At 42.8% G+C, this 23916-nt stretch carries 13 protein-coding genes; 12 read left to right on the top strand and 1 reads right to left on the bottom strand.

Annotation, left to right across the window (positions count from 1 at the left end; all coding sequences use genetic code 11):
* Window positions 1–81 precede the first annotated feature (81 nt).
* The 9 genes from PY092_RS13135 to PY092_RS13175 all read left to right on the top strand — a co-directional run bounded on the left by PY092_RS13135 (window position 82) and on the right by PY092_RS13175 (window position 17069).
* Window positions 82–1005 (top strand): dihydrodipicolinate synthase family protein, encoded by a 924-nt coding sequence (locus PY092_RS13135; protein ID WP_275616258.1) that lies wholly within the window; start codon window positions 82–84, stop codon window positions 1003–1005.
* Entirely contained in the window at window positions 1002–2525 is a 1524-nt protein-coding gene (locus PY092_RS13140; RefSeq protein WP_275616259.1) for an aldehyde dehydrogenase (NADP(+)), read from the top strand. Before PY092_RS13135 ends, PY092_RS13140 begins: the two co-directional genes overlap by 4 nt.
* Before the next feature lie 46 nt (window positions 2526–2571).
* Window positions 2572–3579, top strand: coding sequence for a 4-hydroxyproline epimerase (locus PY092_RS13145; protein WP_275616260.1), 1008 nt, complete (start codon window positions 2572–2574; stop codon window positions 3577–3579).
* Between the two features lie 14 nt (window positions 3580–3593).
* Window positions 3594–4838, top strand: a complete 1245-nt coding sequence (locus tag PY092_RS13150; RefSeq protein ID WP_275616261.1) for an NAD(P)/FAD-dependent oxidoreductase — start codon at window positions 3594–3596, stop codon at window positions 4836–4838.
* 168 nt (window positions 4839–5006) lie between these two features.
* The gene (locus PY092_RS13155) at window positions 5007–7280 is read left to right on the top strand and encodes a S9 family peptidase (protein ID WP_275616262.1); all 2274 of its coding nucleotides are present in this window, start codon (window positions 5007–5009) and stop codon (window positions 7278–7280) included.
* Between the two features lie 29 nt (window positions 7281–7309).
* On the top strand, window positions 7310–10357 hold the full coding sequence (locus PY092_RS13160; RefSeq protein ID WP_275616263.1) for a beta-L-arabinofuranosidase domain-containing protein: 3048 nt from the start codon (window positions 7310–7312) through the stop codon (window positions 10355–10357).
* Between the two features lie 70 nt (window positions 10358–10427).
* Entirely contained in the window at window positions 10428–12125 is a 1698-nt protein-coding gene (locus PY092_RS13165; RefSeq protein ID WP_275616264.1) for a DUF885 family protein, read from the top strand.
* A 69-nt stretch (window positions 12126–12194) separates the two neighbouring features.
* Entirely contained in the window at window positions 12195–14897 is a 2703-nt protein-coding gene (locus tag PY092_RS13170; RefSeq protein WP_275616265.1) for a DUF5695 domain-containing protein, read from the top strand.
* A gap of 15 nt (window positions 14898–14912) precedes the next feature.
* Window positions 14913–17069, top strand: coding sequence for a family 43 glycosylhydrolase (locus tag PY092_RS13175; RefSeq protein WP_275616266.1), 2157 nt, complete (start codon window positions 14913–14915; stop codon window positions 17067–17069).
* A gap of 30 nt (window positions 17070–17099) precedes the next feature.
* Here PY092_RS13175 and PY092_RS13180 read toward each other — a convergent pair whose 3' ends face one another.
* Window positions 17100–17837, bottom strand: coding sequence for an NUDIX hydrolase (locus PY092_RS13180; protein WP_275616267.1), 738 nt, complete (start codon window positions 17835–17837; stop codon window positions 17100–17102).
* A 356-nt stretch (window positions 17838–18193) separates the two neighbouring features.
* Between PY092_RS13180 and PY092_RS13185 the strand changes: the two genes are divergently transcribed.
* The 3 genes from PY092_RS13185 to PY092_RS13195 all read left to right on the top strand — a co-directional run bounded on the left by PY092_RS13185 (window position 18194) and on the right by PY092_RS13195 (window position 23868).
* Window positions 18194–19741, top strand: a complete 1548-nt coding sequence (locus PY092_RS13185) for an alpha-N-arabinofuranosidase (RefSeq protein WP_275616268.1) — start codon at window positions 18194–18196, stop codon at window positions 19739–19741.
* Window positions 19742–19855: 114 nt separating this feature from the next.
* Window positions 19856–21829: a glycoside hydrolase family 127 protein gene (locus PY092_RS13190; RefSeq protein WP_275616269.1), complete on the top strand. Its 1974-nt coding sequence runs from the start codon at window positions 19856–19858 to the stop codon at window positions 21827–21829.
* 29 nt (window positions 21830–21858) lie between these two features.
* Window positions 21859–23868: an alpha-L-arabinofuranosidase C-terminal domain-containing protein gene (locus PY092_RS13195; RefSeq protein ID WP_275616270.1), complete on the top strand. Its 2010-nt coding sequence runs from the start codon at window positions 21859–21861 to the stop codon at window positions 23866–23868.
* Window positions 23869–23916: the final 48 nt, after the last annotated feature.

Here is a 23916-nt window from a genome sequence, read left to right on the forward strand (position 1 = left end):
ATATAGTACAAGTATTCGTTAATAATGAAGCTTATCCTTGAAATCGTGTGGTCTATTTTTGTATTTAAAATATATAGCATTATGATACATTGGGAAGGGGTTATGCCCGCTGTAACCACAAAATTCACAAGCGAGGACGAATTGGACCTTGCCATGTTTGAAACAAATATCAAGGCACAATTGGATGCCGGTGTACAGGGAATTATCCTTGGGGGAACCTTGGGTGAGGCCAGTACACTTACCAAACAGGAAAAAGAAACCTTGATAAAAACCTCATTGACAATAGTCGAAGGTCAAGTTCCTGTTATCATCAACATTGCGGAGCAAAGTACCAAAGAAGCCATAGAAGTGGCCCAGCACGCTGAAAAAGTAGGGGCAAAGGGACTAATGGTATTGCCTCCAATGCGCTACAAAGCGACCGACCATGAAACCGTTGTGTACTTTAAGGCAATTGCAAACAATACATCGCTGCCCATTATGATATACAATAATCCAGTGGATTATAAAATTGAGGTAACTTTGGATATGATGGAAGAACTATCGGAATGCAGTAACATCCAAGCCATAAAGGAATCTACAAGGGATATTACCAATGTAATCCGTTTGAAGAACCGTTTCGGAGATAGGTTCAAAGTGTTCACGGGAGTGGATACTTTAGGTCTTGAAAGCTTAGTGATCGGAGCGGACGGTTGGGTCGCAGGTCTGGTATGCGCATACCCAGCAGAAACTGTGGCCATCTACGAACTGGTCAAGGCGGGAAAAATAGAAGAGGCATTGGCAATATATAAATGGTTCATGCCTTTGCTTGAGCTGGATATAAGTCCACAATTGGTACAGAACATCAAATTGGCCGAAGTGGCCACGGGAATAGGAACAGAGAATGTTAGGGCTCCAAGATTGCCCTTACAAGGAAAAGAAAGGGAGCGAGTGCTCAAGGTTATTGAAGAAGCTATGAAAAACAGACCAGAGCTCCCAGATTATAAAAACCTAAAAAGTGTAGTATGATTACAGGTAAAAACTGTATCGCAGGGGATTTTAGCGCAAAGGGAAGCATTGAGTTCAAAACAGTGAATCCCAAATTGAACATTGAAAACCCAACAACTTTTGTTGAAGTTACAAAAGAGGAAATTGAAGAAGCTGTCTCATCGGCCTGGGATGCCTTTAAGGTTTATCGTAAAGTGTCGGGTAAACAAAGGGCGGCTTTTCTAAATGCCATTGCAGATGAGATTCAGGCATTGGACCAAGAATTGATAGATACCTATACCACGGAGTCCGGGCTACCCGAAGGAAGAGCCATTGGTGAGCGTGGGCGTACCATGAACCAATTGCGCTCCTTTGCGCAACTGGTGGAAACTGAGGATTGGAGGGAGAACACCTTTGATGCGGCCCAGCCGGATAGAAAACCGTTACCCAAGGATGATTTGAGAAAAACTATGATTCCATTGGGGCCAGTAGCCGTTTTTGGAGCGAGTAATTTTCCATTGGCCTATTCCACGGCTGGAGGAGATACCGCTAGTGCTTTGGCTTCAGGCTGCCCTGTGATTGTGAAGTCCCACCCCATGCATGCAGGTACATCCGAATTGGTGGCATCGGCAATTGTTAAGGCCGCTGAAAAAACAAATATGCCCAAAGGAGTGTTTTCCAGCATCAATGGGGGAATACAGGCAGGAATGGATTTGGTAAGTCACCCCAAAGTGAAAGCAGTTGGGTTTACCGGGAGCATCACTGGAGGAAGGGCACTGTTCGACATTGCCTCAAAAAGAGAAGAGCCCATCCCGGTATTTGCGGAAATGGGAAGTGTCAACCCTGTGATCATTACTCCGGATGCCATATCCAAAAGAGGAAAAGAAATTGCAAAGACCTATGCGGGTTCCATTACTTTGGGAACGGGACAATTTTGTACTAACCCAGGTCTTTTGTTGACAGTAAAGAATGAAAATACCCAAGATTTCATAAGTGAACTGGCGAAAGAGACCATAGCATTAGATTCGCAGTGCATGCTGCACCCCAATATCAAGAGCGGCTATGACAAAAAAGAAACCGATGTAACCTCCCAATCAGGAGTGGAAGTTGTGGGTAAGTTGGATGGGAATTTGGAGTCCAATTATGCAGCTTCAGTTGTTGCAACGGTTTCAGGGAGCGAGTTTTTGGCCAATTCAAAATTGCACCAAGAAGTTTTTGGCCCGTTTTCGTTAGTGGTACAATGCAAGGATGATGCAGAACTCCTTCAGATCATTGAAGGTTTGGAAGGGCAGTTGACAGGTACCCTCATTGCGGAAGAGAATGATGCCATCAATTTGATGGAGTTGGTGGATACTTTGCAGAATAGAGTTGGTAGAATAATTTATAATGGCGTTCCCACAGGTGTGGAAGTATGTCCGTCCATGCAGCATGGAGGACCCTACCCGGCATCTACGGACTCCAGGTTTACCGCAGTTGGTGTGCATGCCATTAAAAGGTGGGTCAGACCCGTTAGCTACCAATCCTTTCCGCAGTCCCTTTTGCCAGAACACCTTAAGGGATAGGAACGAACAATGATTTAAAAATAAGATGGTTTTTTAAAGAGCGCTAGTGGCAAGAAAAACTTTTTTTTGTGTTGATGCACATACCTGTGGCAACCCTGTACGCGTAGTGGCAGGTGGCGGTCCCAACTTGATCGGGGCGAACATGAGTGAGAAAAGACAGCATTTTCTCAAGGATTTTGACTGGATTAGAAAGGGATTGATGTTCGAGCCACGGGGGCACGATATGATGAGCGGGAGCATTTTGCTTCCGCCCCACAATCCTGAAAATGATTTTGCGATACTCTTCATAGAAACTTCAGGCTGTCTGCCCATGTGCGGGCACGGAACCATCGGGACCATAACCGTAGCAATAGAGGAGGGGCTGATTGTTCCCAAAGTACCGGGAAAAATAAAAATGGAAGCTCCCGCAGGCTTGGTAGAGATAGAATACCGCCAAACGGACAAAAAAGTGGATTGGGTAAAATTGGTCAATGTAAAATCGTATTTGGCAGCCGAAAATTTGACCGTAGAGTGCCCGGAACTGGGTCAGATAACCTTTGATGTATCCTACGGTGGTAATTACTACGCAATTGTGGATCCCCAGGAAAACTTTGAGGGTGTGCATAATTTTACGGCGGGGCAGATCATACATTATTCCCAAGTGGTGCGAAAGCGTATCAATGAAAAGTACCCTGACATGTTTGTACATCCAGAAGACAGTACCATTAGGGATGTGAGCCACATGCTTTGGACCGGAGACCCTTTGGATCCGACATCTTCGGGAAGAAATGCCGTTTTTTATGGGGACAAGGCCATAGATCGCTCTCCCTGTGGTACGGGGACCTCTGCTCGTATGGCACAACTATATGCCAAAGGGAAATTGGGTGCGAACGAAAATTATATTCATGAAAGCTTCATAGGAAGCAAGTTCATCGGAAGGATAGAACAGGAGACCACCTTGGCGGGCAAAAAGGCCATTGTGCCCAGTATACAGGGATGGGCACAAGTAACAGGCTATAACAATATCATTATAGATGACGATGACCCATACGCCCATGGGTTCCAGGTACTGTAAATCAACTTTTTAGAATGAAGAAAGTAATTGTTGTAGGGGGAGGAATCTCCGGGCTTTGTAGTGCATATTATTTAGTGAAGGATGGATGGGAAGTCACTGTTTTGGATCAAACAAACATAGATAGTGGAACATCTTTTATCAATGCAGGATATATTACACCAAGTCATTTTGTTCCCTTGGCCGCTCCGGGGATAATTACCCAAGGTCTTAAGTGGATGCTCAATAGTTCCAGCCCTTTTTATATGAAGCCCAGATGGGATATGGATTTCTTCAAATGGGCACTTTTGTTTAAAAAGTCCGCGACAGCTTCCAATGTTCAAAGAGCATTGCCTGTGCTCAAAGAGCTCAATCTGAAAAGTAGGGCGTTGTATGAAGAATTATTGGCTTCTCATGATTTCGACTTTCATTACGAAAGAAAAGGGGTTTTGATGGCGTATTGTAGCGAGAAATCTGAAAAGGAGGAACATAAAGTGGCAGAAAAAGCCATAAAGGAAGATCTAGAGGTTTCCATACTGTCGAAAGAAGATTTACGAAAAGTACAACCTGTACTATCCGACCAAGTAAGGGGGGCTGTTCATTACGAGTGTGATGCCCACATGACGCCCAATCATTTTATGGAGGAACTGAAGTGTTGGCTACAGGAACATGGAGTGGGTTTTAAGTTGGAGCAGAAAGTTGAAGACTTTACGATAAGCGGCAAACAAATAGTCTCTTTGAGGACTCAGGATGGCAGTTATGAGGCTGATGAGTTTGTTTTGGCCAGTGGAAGCTGGACATCAAAACTGGCGGCAACATTGGGGCTTAAAATTCCCATCCAAGGAGGGAAAGGCTACAGTATGGATGTTAAGAGGCCAACCGGAATAACCTTGCCCACTATTTTGGTGGATGCCAGAATGGCGATTACTCCAATGGATGGCTTTACCCGATTTGCAGGTACGATGGAGTTTTCCGGCAATAATGATACCATCAAAAAAGAACGAGTGACGGCTTTGGCCGATGCCGTTAAGGCACACTACAGGGATTTTGCCATACTTCCTGAAGAACAAGATTGCGCCACCTCCGGACTCAGGCCGGTCTCACCGGATGGATTGCCGTTTATTGGCAAAACCACCAAATATAACAACCTGACCATAGCAGCCGGTCATGCCATGATGGGGTGGAGCTTGGGCCCAATAACAGGAAAGCTGGTGTCGCAAAAAGTGAATGGCTCAAAAACTTTGATGGACATTGCCCAGCTCTTACCGGAAAGGTTTCGCTGATACCTTTTTCTTCTCATACGGTTTTCTTTTGCATTTTAGTTTTTCTTAGTTAATTAATCGCTTTTTTGGACAGTAGTGAAGGTGTTAAGGGTAATATAGTATTAGTATCAGGTAATTTGAATCGGTGCACAACCAGAGATTATCTCTAGTTTTAGACTTATTTAAACTATGGAATCTTTTGTCAAAAAAATAAGTGTATTTTTTATACTTATAAAATTCGGTACATCATTTGCCCAAGGAACCTTAGCGGAATATAAAAAGGCGATTTCGCTGGATTCTTTGTTTCGGGATAAGGTCACAAACTCGCCCAAAAATTTTCATTGGCAGGAAAATAACCTCCTGTGGTATGTCAACAATACTCCAGAAGGAAAAGAATATCTATGGGTAAATCCCTCGGAAAAAACCCATGAAAAATGTTTTGACCATACCGTATTGGCCAAATTGCTATCCGAAAAATTTGAGAAAGATATAGAAGCAGACCATATAGACATTAGCGAACTGGAATTTGATGCCGATATGGAGGAACTGCAATTCATTTTTGAAGAAAAGAAAGTTTCCTACCGTCCGAAAAACCAGAGATTAGCGATTGTGGGGGCAAATGCCAGCGACGGTAAAAGAGATTGGGGGTATTGGGGCAGAAGGTTCGATGAGACCAATAATCCGCCTGTCATGTCTCCCGATTCCACTATGTTGGCGTTTATCAAGAATCACAACCTTTATATCAAAAACACCTCGACGGACGAAGAAACCCGGTTGAGCTATGATGGTGCTCCGGGCTTCTTCTATTCCACTTATATAAAATGGTCGCCCGATGGAAAAAAAATCATGGCATACAAGGTGCGTCCAGGAGATGAACGTAAAATATATTTTGTGGAATCCAGTCCGGAGGAACAGTTTCAGCCTAAATTACAATCAAGGGATTATTTAAAGCCCGGGGATGAACTCCCATTCAAGAGCCCACAATTGTTTTTGGTCGGCGAAAAGAAACATATCCAAGTTCCTACCAAGGAGTTTAGCCATCAATTCGGACTCAATAACATAGAATGGAGGGAGGATAGCAGTGCCTTTACTTTTGAATATAATCAACGAGGTCATCAGGCCTACAAAGTAATAGCGGTTGATGCAATTACTGGAGCGGTAAAAATACTGGTAAATGAGGTTGGCAAAACCTTCATCGACTATAGCAGCAAAAAGTACAGGTACGATATTGATGATGGTAAGGAAATTATATGGACATCGGAAAGGGATGGATGGAACCATATCTATTTGTATGATGGGGAAACTGGAAAAGTGAAAAGACAGCTTACCAAAGGAGACTGGGTAGTCCGAAATGTCATTCATGTGGATGAGGAAAACAGAGAAGTGTACTTTACGGCCAGTGGAATGGACAAAGGGCAGGACCCATACTTCCTTCATTACCTTAAAATAGGTTTTGATGGCAGGAACCTAACCCGATTTACCAAAGAAAACGGGAACCATCAGGTTACTTTCTCGAAAGACTATGAATATTATGTAGATCAGTACTCCAAGGTGGATGCCCCGCCTGTGTCGCTTTTAAAATCATCAAAAAATGCCAAGACTCTAATGCAATTGCAAAAGGCTGACCATTCCGCATTGCTGGAAGAGGGATGGATAGCTCCTGAGGTTTTTATGGCCAAAGGTAGAGACGGCGTTACCGATATATGGGGAATCATTATAAGGCCCACGTCTTTTGATCCCAATAAAACATACCCTGTAATTGAATATATTTATGCAGGGCCCCACAGTTCTTTTGTCCCCAAGGATTTTAGGTCGTACTACTGGTCCATGTCCTCTTTGGCGGAACTGGGGTTCATTGTGGTACAGATAGACGGTATGGGGACTTCCAATCGCTCAAAGGCTTTTCACGATGTGTGCTGGAAAAACCTTAAAGATGGTGGTTTTCCCGATAGAAAAATCTGGATAAGCGAAGCTGCCAAAAAATACCCGTATATGGATGCTGAAAACGTTGGCATTTTTGGGACTTCGGCAGGTGGACAAAATGCAGCTGCGGCATTGGTCTTCAATTCCGACTTTTATGATGTGGCCGTATCCTCCTGTGGATGCCACGACAATAGAATGGATAAGATTTGGTGGAACGAACAATTTATGGGCTATCCCATAGGGCCACATTACGAGGCTTGTTCCAATGTGGAAAACGCCGGCCAAATGGGTGGCGATTTAATGTTGATCTTGGGAGAAGTGGACGATAACGTGGACCCCGCCAGTACCATGCAATTTGCCAATGCACTGATCAAAGCCAATAAAGATTTTGAGCTGGTCACTATACCTGGTATGGGGCATTCCTCTGGAGGGGATTTTGGTGAAAGAAAACGCAAGGACTTTTTTGTAAAACATTTGATGAATGTGGACCCGCCCTCTTGGGAGGAAATCTACAACTATAAAAACAACAGTAAACCATAGGTTAAAATCATAGGAGAAAAAGAGTTATTATGAAGTTAAGTAAGTTTTTTGTTGGTACGGTATTGTTTGTATTGACCGCCCCAATGAGTTTGATGCGCGCACAGAGCGGCAACCAAATTCTGGATGGAATCGGGGAGACCGGAATGATCGCCAGATATATTTTTGATGGAGATGCCAAAGATTGGTCTAGAAATAATTTGCACGCAAGAGCTTATGGGGAAATTGATTTCAAAGATGACGAGCAGTTTAAAAAAGTACTTTCGCTGCCAGGCGACGGCAAATCCTATATCTCCATTCCCGGGGAATCTGTGCAAAGTGAAGAATCCATAAGTATTGCAACGTGGGTCAACTTTCAGTCGATGGAGTCCGGCCAGCTACTTTTTGACTTTGGAAAAGATGATAGGACACATTTTTTTGTTGCTCCCTTCGGTACCAAGAAAAAAGAAGGATTTCAAGCTCAGGTCATATTGGATGGAGATTCAGGATATGAAGTGCTTTCTCCAGATGTGGAAATTGAAATGGACCAATGGGTTCATCTGGCCTTGGTCTTTGACATTCCATCAAAATCCATAAGTGTTTTTGTCAATGGAAAACAAACCGGGAAGGTAGAAAATGTAGAGATGGAATTGGAGGATTTGTTTACCCATGAGAATTTACTCTATTTAGGAAAGTCGATTGTATCTGGAAATCCTTATCTCAAAGCAAAGATCCATGATTTTAGGTTGTATAGGATTCCTCTAAGTGAAAAGCAGATTACGAGGATTCGATATATTGCTCTTAGAGGTGGGGATGCAGTGGTAAGAAGGGAAAAACCTGAAGACAACCTGCCAAAATTTTCTTCAGAGGTTCCTCAATTGTACAATGAATACTTGACAGGAGTGTCCGATGTTGAGGTGGAAACAGAAGTAGGCTTCTTGCCGAGATTGCCACGCCATGTCAAAGGAACATATCGCGATGGAATCGAAGGTCCAATGGTTAGGGTCTTATGGCCCTCTCCGACCGATAATGCCGAGGTGACCAAAACTGGAAGTTATGTAGTTATAGGTAGGGTGGCAGGTACCGATTTTAAGCCCAAAGCAAAAATTACTGTAAAGACAAAAAAGGATTTGAAAACGCCTGACATGGAACTGAAAGTGTTTGGGTTAGATCAAGTAAGATTGGATTCAGATACCTATGGTCAACAAACAAAGTTCATAGAAAACAGGGATAAGTTCATCAACACATTGGAAGTGACGAACCCGGACTCCTTTTTATACATGTTCCGTAATGCATTTGGACAAGAACAGCCCGAAGGAGCCAAACCATTGGGTGTTTGGGACAGTCAGGAAACCAAATTGAGGGGGCATGCCACAGGCCATTATTTAACGGCCATAGCCCAAGCCTATGCCAGTACCGGATATGACAAGGAATTGCAGGCCAATTTTGCCAATAAAATGGATTATATGGTAGAAGTATTATATGAACTGTCCCAAATGTCAGGTAAGCCCGTTAAAGTTGGTGGAGCGCACGAATCAGACCCCACTAAGGTGCCACATGGTTCAGGAAAAGCCACCTATGACTCGGATTTGAGCGAAAATGGCATTCGAACAGATTACTGGAACTGGGGAGAAGGGTTTATAAGTGCCTACCCACCTGATCAGTTCATCATGCTGGAAAAGGGAGCAACTTATGGTACACAACCAACCCAAGTTTGGGCGCCATATTACACCCTGCACAAAATATTGGCAGGTTTAATGGATATCTACGAGGTCAGTGGGAACAAGAAAGCTTTGGAAGTGGCCAAGGGAATGGGGGATTGGGTATATGCCCGATTGAGCCTGTTGCCCACCGATACATTGATACGTATGTGGAACAGCTATATTGCCGGGGAATTCGGTGGGATGAACGAGGCCATGGCCCGATTGGATAGGATTACGGATGAACCGAGATACCTTAAAGTGGCACAACTTTTCGATAACATTAAAATGTTTTTTGGAGATGCGGAACACTCCCATGGATTGGCCAAGAATGTTGATTCCTTCCGTGGATTGCATGCCAACCAGCACATACCACAGATTATGGGGGCACTTGAAATCTATCGTGATTCAGAATCCCCTGAATATTACCGGGTAGCGGATAATTTCTGGTACAAAGCGAAAAATGACTATATGTATAGCATTGGGGGCGTGGCTGGAGCAAGAAATCCCACAAATGCAGAATGTTTTATTGGGCAACCTGCTACCTTGTATGAAAATGGTTTTTCAGCAGGAGGACAAAATGAAACCTGTGCTACCTACAACATGCTGAAGCTGACTAAAAATCTCTTTCTTTTTGACCAGCGAACGGAGTTGATGGATTATTATGAGCGTGGCCTGTATAACCATATCCTTGCATCGGTAGCTGAGGACAGTCCTGCAAACACCTATCATGTGCCATTGAGGCCAGGTTCCGTCAAAAGATTTGGAAATGCCGATATGACAGGGTTCACTTGTTGTAATGGTACAGCCTTGGAAAGTAGCACTAAACTTCAAAACTCCATTTATTTTAAAGATAAGGACAATAGCAAGCTATATGTAAACCTATTTGTACCCTCAACTCTGGAGTGGACCGAGAAAGATATTACCGTAGAGCAAAAGACAGCTTTTCCAAAAGAGGATAACACCCAACTGATCATAAAAGGCAAAGGAAAATTTGATTTGAACCTACGTGTTCCCCAGTGGGCGACCAAAGGCTTTTATGTGAAAGTGAATGGTAAAGGAGATAAGGTAAAGGCGAAGCCAGGCTCTTATGTGACCCTGAGCCGTAAATGGAAAGAAGGTGATGTTATTGATGTTCAAATGCCATTTCAATTCCATTTGGACCCGGTAATGGACCAACAAAACATCGCAAGCCTTTTTTATGGGCCTGTACTGTTGGTGGCACAAGAACCCGAACCACGGAACGATTGGCGAAAAGTGACATTGGATGCCAAGGATATAGGAAAGACCATAAAAGGAGACCCAAAAACATTGGAATTTACCATTGATGGTGTGGTTTTTAAACCGTTCTATGAAACCTATGCGCGTCACTCGGTTTATCTGGATGTAACACTGGAATAGCTGCATTGCAGTAATGCAACGAAGCAATCACTACCTTTAGGTAGAAAACGAAAAATTAAATATGTACAAAATGCATTTAAAAAAAACTGGAATCATATTGATGGCCTTGTTCGGCTCCTATGCAACAGCACAGAACAGTAAGTTGGCTGATCTTGTTACTGAATTTGAGGCGGACAACTGGGCATTGAACCGGACCTACAACGTGGAAGAATCCGAAGAGTATTATCAGCGATTTTCCAGATTTTATGATGACTGGGACACGAAGATGTCCGCTTTGGATTTTGGCTCATTGAGCCAGCAGGGAAAGGTGGACTATGTACTTTTGAAGAACTTGGTAACCAAGGGTAAGTATTTTTTAGATCAAGATTACGAAGCGTTTGGCGAAGTCGCCGAAGTAAGCCATTTTATCAAGGATATCTTCCAATTCATTAAAGACCGTCGAAGAGGCAAAAAGCCCGAATCAAAAGAATTGGCACAAATATTCCAGGATGCCACACAAACCATTGATTCTGAAATGGAGTCATGGAAAGCCAAACCATTTAAGGATTGGCAAACGGCGGATAAAGCATCCAAAGTCGTGAAATCGCTTCAAAAGGGACTGGAAGAAGCATACAACTTCTATTATGGTTACGACCCCGATTTTACATGGTGGGTGGAAAAACCCTATGAACGACTGAATGAAAAATTGACCGTTTATGCGGACTTTTTAAAAAACAACTATTCAGAGAACAGCGTCAAGGACGATGGAAGTGGAATCATTGGTAAGCCCATTGGTAAAGATGCGCTAAACGAAAGTCTGGCCATGGCCTTTATCCCCTACACCCCTTCGGAACTTATAAAAACCGCAGAGGAGCAATTTGAATGGTGCAAGAACGAAATGATAAAGGCATCCCGTGAATTGGGATATGGCGATGATTGGAAAAAAGCCTTGGAACATGTGAAGAACACTTATGTTCCAGCAGGGGAACAGCCTCAGGCTATTATGGACCTTTACTCACAGTCCGTTGATTTTGTCGAAAAACGGGATTTGATCACCTTACCCGATTTGGCCAAGGAGACTTGGGGAATGGAAATGATGAGCCCTGAACGGCAGAAAGTAAACCCGTTCTTTCTGGGAGGAAGGGACATTATCATTTCCTACCCGACCTTGGATATGGACCACAATGATAAATTGATGAGCATGCGTGGCAATAACCCCAACTTTTCTTTTCCAACGGTACAGCATGAGTTGCTTCCCGGGCACAACCTTCAATATTTTATGACCAGTCGTCATAAAAGCTATAGGAGACCATTTTATAATCCTTTTTGGACAGAAGGATGGGCGTTGTATTGGGAAATTATTCTTTGGAACAAGGGTTTTCCCCAAACACCTGAACAAAAATTAGGCATGCTGTTTTGGAGGATACATAGATGTGCACGAATCATCTTCTCGCTGAAGTTCCATTTAGGGGAAATGACCCCTCAGGAATGTATAGACCTTTTAGTTGATGAGGTAGGTCACGAATATGCCAATGCAGAGGCAGAAGTAAGACGTTCCTTTACAACCAACTACCCACCATTGTACCAGTTGGCCTACATGATGGGAGGCCTACAGTTCTATGCCCTCCGAAATGAAATGCTGGATAAAGGGTGGACGGAAAAACAGTTCCATGACCGGGTAATGAAAGAAGGGAGAATGCCGGTAGAGCTGTTGCGCGCTTTATTGCAAGATCTTCCTTTGAACAAGAACTATAGGACCAAGTGGAAATTTTCCACAGCGTTCAAATAAGCGCGTACCTATTATTTTAAAATTGGATAAGAGTGATGTCACTCATCCAAAAACCAAACGAACACCAAGATGAAACATTTAAAGTATTGGCTGGCTTCCGCATTTTGTATGGTCACCGTTTCAAGCATAATGGCGCAGGACACTTATTGGAGCAGGGTGGAAAAAAGAGAATCGACTTTGGGTGTTGCCGATGTTTATCAAAAATTCGATACCCCCGACTTTAAGTTGAAATTGGTAAGGGCATCACAAACCGTTGCGGCATTGAGCCCCAATAGCGACCCCTACTTTGATTTTACCCCAGGCGATCGTCTCGAAATAAGGGATAAGGACAGCCTGTATCATTTGGGTGATATCAACCTACGTATAAAAGATGCCAGCGGGATTTGGAAAGAGTATTCCACGGCCACCAGTAGAGCGAAAGTGGAACCATTGGAGATTGGCGGAAATGTTTTGGCAGCTGCCGACTTGGCCAATACCCTGGCTGGGGATATACCTGTTTCCGTAAAAAGATTTTACGAACTGGACAACGACCAACTGGTCATGCGTTTTGAAATTACCAATAAACAAGACAAGCCATTGGAAATAGGAGCATTGGGAGTTCCAATGGTGTTTAATAACATTCTTGAAGGCAAGTCCTTGGTGGAAACCCATGCCCAGAATGTCTTTTTTGATCCCTATATCGGCAAAGATGCAGGTTACCTTGAGGTAAAAAGGTTGAGTGGGAGGGGTCCGGCCCTATTGGTGCTGCCCAAAGATAATATGCCATTTGAGGCGTATAGACCATTATTGGATGACCCTACTCCGAAAAGTATCGTCTTTGAAGGGTTCCATGAGTGGATGGCATACAGTAAGGCCTATGCCGAAAAAGAATGGAAAGGAGTAGAACAATGGAACGAACCAACTTCGCTTGTTCTTCAACCAAATGAAACCAAAAACTTTGCCTTGAAATTTGTGCTTACCGAAGGAATCAAGAATATACAGGAGACACTTGTCAAGGAAGAACATCCCGTTGCGGTCGGCGTTCCAGGTTATGTCCTGCCACAAGATGTTGAAGGTCAATTGTTCATCGATTACAACCAAGGAGTTGCTTCCATAACGGTTGAACCCATCGGAGCATTGGAAATCAAGGAAAAAGGCACTACTCCCTTAGGAAAGAAAAAATACAATGTCCATGGAAAAAAATGGGGCAGGGCCAGACTTACCATTACCTATACTGATGATACAGAACAGACCATCAACTATAAAATCATTAAACCAGAGACCGAGGTTATTGAGGATTTTGGACATTTTCTGACTACGGAACAATGGTTCGATGACGCCAATGACCCATTCGGACGAAATCCATCAGCGATAAGCTATGATTATGAGAAAAAGGAAAAGGTGGTTCAAGATGGTAGGGTGTGGATCAGTGGATTGAGCGATGAAGGTGGAGCAGGTAGTTGGCTGGCAGCCGTTATGAAGCAATTGGTTCAACCCGACAAGGAAGAAATCCAGAAGTTGCAAGGTTTTGTGGATGAAACACTGTGGGGGGGAATCCAATATAATGAAGGTCCTAATAAGTATGGGGTCAAAAAGAGTTTGTTTTATTACGAACCCGACTCTTTGCCCAAAGGCACATACAGTGATAAAATCAATTACGATACTTGGGCGGCATGGGACCATAAGCATGCGAACGACCCTGGAAGGTCCTATAACTATCCCCATGTGGCGGCGGCATATTGGGTCATGTACCGTTTGTCCCGTTACTACAAAGGTTTGGTGGATAACAGGTCTTGGGATTGGTATTTGCAAAATGCCTATCATACAAGTGTAGCCATGGTGGAGCAAGCACCGTATTATGCCCAGTTCGGACAAATGGAGGGCTCCGTGTTCCTATTTATTTTAGAAGACCTGAAACATGAAGGATTAACGGAAATGGCCTCGGATTTGGAAGAACGAATGAAAAAGCGTGCCGATCATTGGCGGGCATTGGATTATCCGTTTGGCAGTGAAATGCCATGGGATTCCACTGGACAAGAAGAAGTGTATATGTGGTCCAGTTATTTTGGGTATGATAGAAAAGCCTATGTGACACTTAGTGCCATTTTGGCCTACATGCCCACAATGCCTCATTGGGGCTACAATGGCAATGCCAGAAGATATTGGGACTTTTTGTACGGTGGAAAGGCTGGGGAAACTTCACGTGTGGAACGACAAATCCATCATTATGGTTCCTCATTGAACGCCATTCCCGTTTTGAGCCATTTTCGAAAAAAACCGGAAGATCTGTATCTGTTGAAAGTAGGTTACGGAGGTTTGTTGGGAGGGATTTCGAATATTACCCAAGACGGATTCGGGCCGGCCGCATTCCATTCGTATCCCTCGACTTTAAAAATCGACGGTATTTCCGGTGACTATGGGTCTGGGTTTTATGGATATGCCGTAAACACATCATCCTACCTTACCAAAGATGAGGATATGGGATGGTTGGCCTTTGGGGGAAATCTATCCCAAAAAGGAGCTATTGTGGAATTGGAACTAACCACGGCCTCAAGGTCCAGAGTATTCATAGCTCCCAAGAAGCTTTGGCTTACCTTGGATGCAGGTTCGTTTAAAAAAGTGGGCTATAACAACGAAACTGGGGAAGTAACCCTGACCTTGGATGGCAAAAACGCACATACTCCTTATGCCTATTTGCGTGTGGAGGGCATGGATATTGAGCTGCCGTATAAAAAGCTCAGAGGAGCGTATCAAATTGAATTGGGGAAGAAAGAAACAGAAGTTAAACTATAAGCCCAAAAGGGTGTTTTGTTGCCAAGTGTGAAGAATCGGGTATTGCACATATTGTTTTTTGTTATGGTCTTGGGCTATGTCTCTGGCCAAAGAAAGAAAGGCCAATTGCCCGTTGGGAAGGTGGATCCCATTCTGCCCGGTTATTTTGCTGACCCCACAATCAAAAAGTTTGGAGATACATACTATATCTACGCTACCACGGACAATGAAATGTTGGCCTCAGGAGTGCCCACAGTATGGTATAGCAAAGATTTTGAGCATTGGTACAACCATACCATGGAAGTTCCCTCATTGAAATCCGTCAACCTTAGAAATTTTTGGGCCCCGGACATCATTGAAGGGAGCGATGGCAGATATTACCTGTATTTTGGTAATTGCCAGACAGGTTGCAATATTTATGGATATGTATCCAGTTCCCCAGTGGGACCATGGGAAAAATTGAACGAAGACGATACTCCAGTAATTGCCCATAATTATCCCAAAGAAGGGTTTCCATCATTGGATGCACAGTTTTTTACCGATGATGATGATAAAATCTATGCTTATTGGGGCACGTGGGTACATTATAACGGAGGCTATGCCGTGGGGGAGTTGGACAGTATGAACATGTCAAAAATCAAAAACCCGAAGAACATACCCTTGGATCAGACCCCTGAACCTTTTGAAGCTGCCTACATGATGAAGAAAGGGGACAAATACATTTTGATGTACTCAGGAGGCTCTTGTCATGATGAAACCTACAATGTAAGATATTCATATTCCGATAGCCCCTATGGGCCGTTTACACCGGGTGCAAACAATCCCATACTCAGTTCCAATGGTATAGGGACGGTACACGGCCCGGGGCACCATTCTGTTCTGGTGGAGGATGGGAGTTACTACATTGTTTACCATAAACACGATTATCCAATGACAAGAGGTGGATTGTCCCGCCAAGTAAGTGTTGATGAACTCATTTTTGAAAATGATTCCACCATACAAAAAGTGATACCTGGAAGTAAGGGGCCAGAGAAGTCAATAAAATCGAATGTCCCGCCCAATATAGCATTGAATGCCAAGGCGAGGGCCTCCTCATTTTATCAATTGGAGTCACTTGAATACGATTATGCCTACCAACCATCATTTGCCACCGATGGTTACAATGCGACCATGTGGAAAGCAGGTGATAATTCTTTCCCACAAGACCTGACCATCGATTTGGGAAAGCAGACCCATGTAAAAAGGATAATGACCCAATTTGAGTTTGCCGGATACTATTACCAATACAAATTGGAATATTCCTTGGATGGGAAGAATTGGAAGGTTTTTGCGGACCGTTCTAAAAATAGGATTGCAGGGAGTCCAATGATAGATGATGCAAATATACGGGTCCGCTATATCAAACTCACGGTTTTGGATGTCGAAAAAACAGGTTTGTTGGCGGCAGTTTGGAACATTAAAGTATTTGAATCCTTATTTGATATTCCTTTGGAAATCAATGGTAAGCCATCAATTGAAGGCCCTGGGGCAAAAAGTTCCCGTCAAAAATTAGTGAGTATCGATGCCAAAGATATTCTTATGAAAAGGAGCTTTGACAGTTTGATCAATAAAGGAACAATTGGCGGAAGTTTTGAGAAAAAAGGTGAAGTGTCCATATATCAAGAAGATGGTGTTACGGCATTTAATTTTAAAAAAGGGGCGCTGGTTCTCAACGAAACGGTTCCAAAAAGCATGGAATGGAACGGGGCGTTTACGGTGGCCACTTGGGTCAAAAACCCAGAAATATCAAAAGAAAGCGAGTGTCTATTGTCGTGGTGCGACCGGTTTAAGTTCAATTTGGCAAATTCCTATAATGCATTGCATTATAACAGTGGCAATTATGGGGCCGTTGCGCATTTGGATGGTCATTTTGACATGAAGTACAATAACCTCCCCCCAGCCAACGAATGGAATTATATCGTGCTCACTTTTGATGGCGTAGTTGAAAAAATGTATGTCAATGGGAAACTGGACAATTCCCAGATAATGGTATTGGCCTCGCAAATACAAAATGCCAAATTACGCATTGGGGCTTCGGATGTGGGAGAGCATTATTCGGGATATTTGGCATCATTGCAGATGTACGATTACGCTTTGAATGTGGCGGATATCCAAAAATCAATGATGGAAACAAGTCCTGTTCGGGACAATTGAGTCGATTGGGAAACTATGATTCTTTAAATATCAGAGTTTAAAACTAAAACCGTCCTCAGCTACTTTTTTCTCATACTTTTCCTTATCAAAGACATAAAGATAAGCTCCCTTTCTTGATACTGTCATATCCTTTTCGTCCAACTTTACCAGAACATCCAAAGAATTGATTTTATTGATAAAGTTACGTTTGTCCAACTTTTTGTCCAGTATGGATTCATATAGGTTTTGAAGTTGTCGCATGGTAAACTTTTCGGGAAGAAGCTCAAAGCCAATGGGCATGGTCATGGCACGTCGTTGTAGTCTGGCAATGGCTTTTCGAATCATTTCCTCATGGTCAAAAATCAAATTTGGGGCTTCGTCCAAGTCAAACCATCGAGCTGAATCAATTTGGATGCCATCAAACTGATGTGAATCTACATCAATCAGGGCAAAATACGCCACGGAAATAGTGCGCTGACCAGGATCCCTGTCCACTTTACTGTAGGTATAGACCTGTTCCATATAAATATCACTCAATCCCGTCAAAGTGTTCAATACCCGTGTTGCCGCTTGATCTAGATTTTCATTTTTCTTCAAAAAACCACCAATCAAGGACCACTTCCCTTTTTCGGGCTCAAAATTTCGCTTAATGAGCAAAATTTTCAAATTGGTCTTGTCAAAACCAAAAATAATGCAATCCACTGCCAACAGAACTTGGTCTTCTTTCTGATAAAAATTGAGTTGTCTGTCAATTTCAGTGGTCAACTCTACATTTTTGGCTTTCTCCATAATGGCTAAAATCTTAAAACTATACTTTTTAAACAAGTATCTATGGTCAAAAACTTCAAAAAACGAAGCGCAAAGCATCCGAGCGTGAACAAGGTCAAACTTCTATTTTTTTAAATTGAACTTAATATATTGAAAATTAGTCTATTAATGTTATTTTTTGTTTTTAGTGTAAAAATAACACATAAAATTAGTATTTTAATTTGCTTAAAAGGAGAAACTTTTGCTACATTTATAAATGTAAAAACAACACTTTAATATTTTGAAACACTATGTTGCTGATAATATTTGAGTTAGTTTAAGTTTAGTAATTTTTAAAGACCACGATTTTGGTCGTGGTCTTTTTTAACCAAATGCACATGAAAATTTTTAACTATTCAACGGTCGTATTGGTCTTTTTGTGTTCAGTCGCGATTTCTGCGCAAGAACCGGTTCAAGTAACTGTAAACGAAGATGCGGAAGCCCCTTTAATCAGTAAACACATTTACGGACATTTTTCCGAACACTTGGGAAGATGTATCTATGGTGGACTCTACGTTGGAGAGGAAAGTATGGTTCCCAATACGGCCGGGGTAAGAAATGATATTATTGAAGCCCTGAAAGAGCTTAAAATTCCAAATCTAAGATGGCCGGGAGGTTGTTTTGCCGATACTTACCACTGGAAAGATGGTGTAGGGCCAAAAAGCGAAAGACCGACCATGATAAACCGATGGTGGGGTGGGGTGACCGAAGACAATAGTTTTGGAACCCATGACTTTCTTAACCTTTGTGAAACCCTGAATGCCGAACCTTATTTGGCAGCGAATGTGGGGAGTAGTACCGTAAAGGAGTTTACTGAATATGTGGAGTATGTACTTCATCAAGGAGGAAGTCCCATGGCCGAATGGCGTAAGGAAAACGGTAGGGAGGAACCTTGGACTGTGAAATATTGGGGCGTTGGAAACGAAATGTGGGGCTGCGGTGGAAATATGACCGCTGAACACTATGCCAATATTTATCGTCAATACGCAACATTTATGACAGATTGGACCAATAGCGATGGTATTTTCCGAATAGCATCTGGTGCCAATGTGGACGACTACCACTGGACCGAAGTTTTGATGAGGGATATCCCAAAACACCTAATCGAAGGGGTAGCTTTGCACTCCTATTCGTTTGTGGAATGGAACGAAAAAGGTTCATCCATCGATTATAGCGAGGAAGAGTACTTTTCCACTATGAAAACAGCCTTGAAAATGGACACCTTGGTTACCAAACATTCCGCTATCATGGATAAATACGACCCCGACAATACCATTGCCCTAGTAGTTGATGAATGGGGGGGATGGTACGATGTTATGGAAGATACCAATCCCGGGTTTCTGTACCAACAGAATACTATGCGGGATGCGATGATTGCCGGCACCAGTTTGAATATATTCAACAATCACGCAAGAAGGGTAAAGATGGCCAATCTAGCTCAAACCGTAAATGTACTGCAAGCTGTTGTTTTAACGGAAGATGAGAAAATGTTGTTGACACCTACTTATCATGTGATGAAAATGTACAATGTGCACCAGGATGCAAAGTTGCTGTCGGTGGAGTTCGAATCGCCATTATATGAATTTGAAGGCGAGGAATTGCCTGCTGTTTCCATATCGGCATCCAAAACAGAAGCTGGCGAAGTCAATGTTTCATTGGTGAATATCGATGCTCATAAATCGCATACGGTAAAGCTGAACCTTGGTAATATGGATATCAAGGATTTTTCAGGAACCATTTTGTCCTCCGATGATTTACAGAATCACAACACCTTTGACGAACCCGAAAAAATTACACCAAAAGAGCTAAAGAAGGTAAAGTTCCGAAAAGGTATACTCGAAGTGGAAGTTCCGCCATTTTCTGTCATGGTACTTACCGGAAAATAAATCAAACTAGAAAAAAGTAAATGCCTTATTCTCTCTTCAATTCTTGTTTTTACCAAGAGGGAAATCTAAAGGATAGGCGAACCACACTATATAAATCCAACTAAACCAAACTAGATGAAACCGTTTAAATACATAGTATTGTTGATTTCCTTGGGAGTTTTCATCCATTGCAAGAAGGAAGAAAAAAACGGAGAGGAAGTGAATGGGGAAAACCAAACAGGCTATGTGATTGAGCCTGTGAACATTCAGAACGTAAAACTCAAAGATGAATTTTGGTTACCAATAATACAGCGGGTTCAAGAAAAAACCATTGAATATGCTTTGGCCAAATGCGAGGAAGAAGGCCGTTTTGATAATTTCTTGATTGCTGGTGGGGAAATGGAAGGCGAGGTAAAAGGGGAAATGCCTTTTGATGATACCGATGTCTATAAAATCATTGAGGGGGCTTCCAATTCCTTGATCAGTGCCCCAAACCCTAAATTGGAAACCTTGGTGGATTCCTTGGTGTCCATTATTAAAGTGGGGCAAGAGTCAGATGGTTATTTGACCACTTGGAGAACCATAAATCCGGCAAAACCCCCAGCCTCATGGGTGGAGGTAAAGGAAGGAAAGCGTTGGGATGGTCTTTTTATGAGTCACGAACTCTATAACGCAGGGCATTTGTACGAAGCTGCGGCCGTGCACTACAAAGCAACGGGAAAAAGAAACTTTTTGGACATTGCCATCCAAAATGCCGACTTAATGGTAGAGACCTTCGGCGATGGCGAAGGTAAAATCAATGCTGTTCCTGGACACCAGATCATAGAGACTGGACTCATCAAATTGTATCAGATTACAGGAAAAGAGGACTATCTAAAACTCTCCAAATACTTTTTGGACAACAGGGGAAATCCTGAAAACCATGAATTGTTCGGGGCTTATTCCCAAGATCATTTGCCCGTTGTGGCACAGGATGAGGTCGTTGGGCACGCTGTAAGGGCAGTTTACATGTATGCCGCCATGACGGATATTGCTGCCATTCAAAAAGATACCGCTTACCTTGATGCCGTGAATACCCTATGGGACAATATGGTAAATAAAAAAATGTACGTGACAGGTGGCATAGGTGCCAAACACGATGGAGAAGCATTCGGGGAAAACTATGAGTTACCCAACTTAACTGCCTATAATGAAACATGTGCATCCATTGGCAACGTATATTGGAACCATAGGTTGCACAACCTTACGGGAGATGTGAAATACTTTGATGTCATCGAAAGAACTCTCTACAATGGGTTGATTTCTGGATTGTCCTTGGATGGTCAACAATTCTTTTATCCCAATGCATTGGAATCGGATGGGGTGTATAAATTCAATCAAGGGGCATGTACCCGAAAAGATTGGTTTGATTGCTCTTGCTGCCCTACCAATGTGATTCGTTTTATTCCCGCTATGCCCGGTTTGATTTATTCCAAAACGGGAAACACGCTCTATGCAAATCTTTATGCAAGCAATGAGGCAAATGTGGAATTGAAAGATCAAGATGTTTTGGTCACTCAAAACACATCTTACCCATGGGACGGGAAGGTAAAATTCACAGTAAATCCAAAACAGAAGGGAGAGTTCACCATCAAATTCAGAATACCAGGATGGTCTAGGAATGTCGTTTTGCCAGGGGATTTGTATCAGTATGCATCCAAAGATGAAACAAGCAATAAGCTTAGCCTAAATGGAGAGGAACTTGATGTGGTTGCCAATAATGGCTACTTCACAGTGACCAGAACATGGGAACCAGGTGATGAGGTAAAACTGGAGTTTCCAATGTCTGTCAGAAAAGTGATTGCGAATCCAAAAGTAGAGGAGGATAAGGATAAAATGTCCCTCGGGTACGGGCCCATAGTGTATGCGGTAGAGGAAATTGACAACAAAGGCACTTTTGATGCTATCCAACTAACGGCAAATGAAGAATTCAAGGTGGAGATGCAGGCCGAATTATTGGAAGGGGTCAATACGATATCAAACGAAAAATTGACTGCAATACCATATTATACATGGTCCAATAGGGGTATTGGAAAAATGAAGGTTTGGTTGCCAGTACAAGAAAAATAGAATGTACCACCCTAACAACACAAAAGGAAATGACTAGAATACTGTTTTTAGTACTGGTTTTGGTCTCAGGTTTTTATAGCTGTAAAAATCAAGGGGAAACCAAAGCTGATGATAACGTAGCTAAAACGAATCGGGAGTTGGTGGTGAGCTTGGAAGATACAGGCATAAAAATTCAGCCTACTATGTATGGAATTTTTTTTGAGGACATCAACTTTGCCGCAGATGGCGGTTTGTATGCCGAAATGATCAAGAACCGCTCTTTTGAGTTTACTTTGCCCAAAACGGGCTGGATTGAGCCCAATAGTGACAGACATTCCTATAATGATGATTCAGGAATCCTATCCGTGGTCAAATATTCCGAAGAAGGGGCCAACCATAATTTTGCCCGCGTAGAGGTAAAAAACGATGAAGGGTATGTCTTGATCAACGAAGGTTTTCGAGGAATGGGAGTCAAAGAAGGCGCCCAATATGATTTCTCGATAAAAGCCGCTAAACGCTCAGGCGATATTCAAAAAATCAAGCTTCAAGTGATTGATTCCCTTGATAATGTGTTGGGGGAGACCTCTATTGGTCCCGATGCTGATTTTTGGAAAACCTACGAGTCCACTTTTACCACCAGCAAATCAGAAATGAAAGCCAAAGTCAAGATCACTTTCGAAGGAGAAGGAGAGATCGATCTGGATATGATCTCCCTTTTCCCGCAAGATACTTGGAAAGGCCGAAAAAAAGGACTTCGTAAAGATTTGGTTCAACTGTTGGACGATTTGAAACCGGGATTCCTTCGTTTCCCAGGCGGATGCATTGTGGAAGGCAGAACCTTGGCAAGAAGATATCAATGGAAAAAAACTGTTGGTGACATTGAAAACAGGGAAATATTGGTAAACCGTTGGAACACGGAATTCTCCCACCGACCCACACCGGATTATTACCAAAGTTTTGGTCTTGGGTTCTTTGAATACTTCCAGCTTTCTGAAGATATGGGAGCAGAGCCCCTTCCCATTTTGGGGTGTGGTATTGCTTGCCAGTTTAATACGGGGGAATTGGTGCCCATGGACGAGTTGGACCCTTATGTACAAGATGCATTGGATTTGATTCAATTTGCCAACGGAGACACGAACACTGCTTGGGGTCAGGTACGCGCTGATATGGGCCACCCGGAACCCTTCAATATGAAATACATTGGAATTGGAAACGAGCAGTGGGGCCCTGCTTACATCGAAAGGTATAAGGTGTTTGAGGAAGCTATCAAATCCAAATATCCAGAAATCATCATTGTTTCAGGTAGTGGCCCTTTCCCAGAAGGCGATTATTTTGAATACGGCTGGGAACAGTTGAAGCAAATGAATGCCGAAATCGTAGACGAACATTACTACAAACCACCAAAATGGTTTCGTGAGAATGCAGACCGTTATGACAGCTACGATAGAAACGGACCTAAAGTGTTTGCTGGCGAGTATGCGGCCCAGACCGTGGCCATAGCGAGCCCAGAGAATAAAAACAACTGGAATGCGGCACTTTCCGAGGCGGCATTCATGACCGGTTTAGAGAGAAATGCCGAAGTAGTTCATTTAACATCCTATGCGCCTTTGATGGCCCATACTGATGGTTGGCAATGGACCCCGGACATGATTTGGTTCAATAATCTGGAATCATTCGGGACACCCAACTATCAGGTGCAAAAAATGTATTCCACCAATCCGGGAACCGACCTTTTGAAGATTACGGAGAATGGAGAAATAATCATTGGAGCAGGTGGACTTTATGCCACAGCAGTAAAGGATGCGGATACCAATAAATTGATCATTAAGGTGGTCAATACATCAGAAGCGGGACAAAACCTTTCCATTGCAATGGAAGGTGGTACTACTCAAGAAGTTGTTGAAGTGTTGACCATGGCAATGGACGATTTGGAAGCGGAAAATTCATTTGAAAACCCCTTGAAAATCAGTCCAAAAGAAAGTACGGCATCTGTAGAGGGCAATACTTTGGAAATTGCCATTCCAGCTCAAGCATTTTGTGTTTACAAAGTAAAGCTATAGGAAACCATATTGTTTCGCGCACGAAATAGAAAATGAATTGAAGATAGA

The sequence above is a fragment of the Flagellimonas yonaguniensis genome (assembly GCF_029193885.1).
In the GTDB taxonomy this organism is placed as follows: domain Bacteria; phylum Bacteroidota; class Bacteroidia; order Flavobacteriales; family Flavobacteriaceae; genus Flagellimonas; species Flagellimonas yonaguniensis.

What these genes read in the sequence shown, in the direction of transcription:
- PY092_RS13140 (WP_275616259.1), top strand. Translation starts at nt 1,002, where the DNA reads ATGATTACAGGTAAAAACTGTATCGCAGGGGATTTTAGCGCAAAGGGA.
- PY092_RS13195 (WP_275616270.1), top strand. Translation starts at nt 21,859, where the DNA reads ATGACTAGAATACTGTTTTTAGTACTGGTTTTGGTCTCAGGTTTTTAT.
- PY092_RS13155 (WP_275616262.1), top strand. Translation starts at nt 5,007, where the DNA reads ATGGAATCTTTTGTCAAAAAAATAAGTGTATTTTTTATACTTATAAAA.
- PY092_RS13185 (WP_275616268.1), top strand. Translation starts at nt 18,194, where the DNA reads ATGAAAATTTTTAACTATTCAACGGTCGTATTGGTCTTTTTGTGTTCA.
- PY092_RS13135 (WP_275616258.1), top strand. Translation starts at nt 82, where the DNA reads ATGATACATTGGGAAGGGGTTATGCCCGCTGTAACCACAAAATTCACA.
- PY092_RS13150 (WP_275616261.1), top strand. Translation starts at nt 3,594, where the DNA reads ATGAAGAAAGTAATTGTTGTAGGGGGAGGAATCTCCGGGCTTTGTAGT.
- PY092_RS13160 (WP_275616263.1), top strand. Translation starts at nt 7,310, where the DNA reads ATGAAGTTAAGTAAGTTTTTTGTTGGTACGGTATTGTTTGTATTGACC.
- PY092_RS13190 (WP_275616269.1), top strand. Translation starts at nt 19,856, where the DNA reads ATGAAACCGTTTAAATACATAGTATTGTTGATTTCCTTGGGAGTTTTC.
- PY092_RS13165 (WP_275616264.1), top strand. Translation starts at nt 10,428, where the DNA reads ATGCATTTAAAAAAAACTGGAATCATATTGATGGCCTTGTTCGGCTCC.
- PY092_RS13180 (WP_275616267.1), bottom strand. Translation starts at nt 17,837, where the DNA reads ATGGAGAAAGCCAAAAATGTAGAGTTGACCACTGAAATTGACAGACAA.
- PY092_RS13170 (WP_275616265.1), top strand. Translation starts at nt 12,195, where the DNA reads ATGAAACATTTAAAGTATTGGCTGGCTTCCGCATTTTGTATGGTCACC.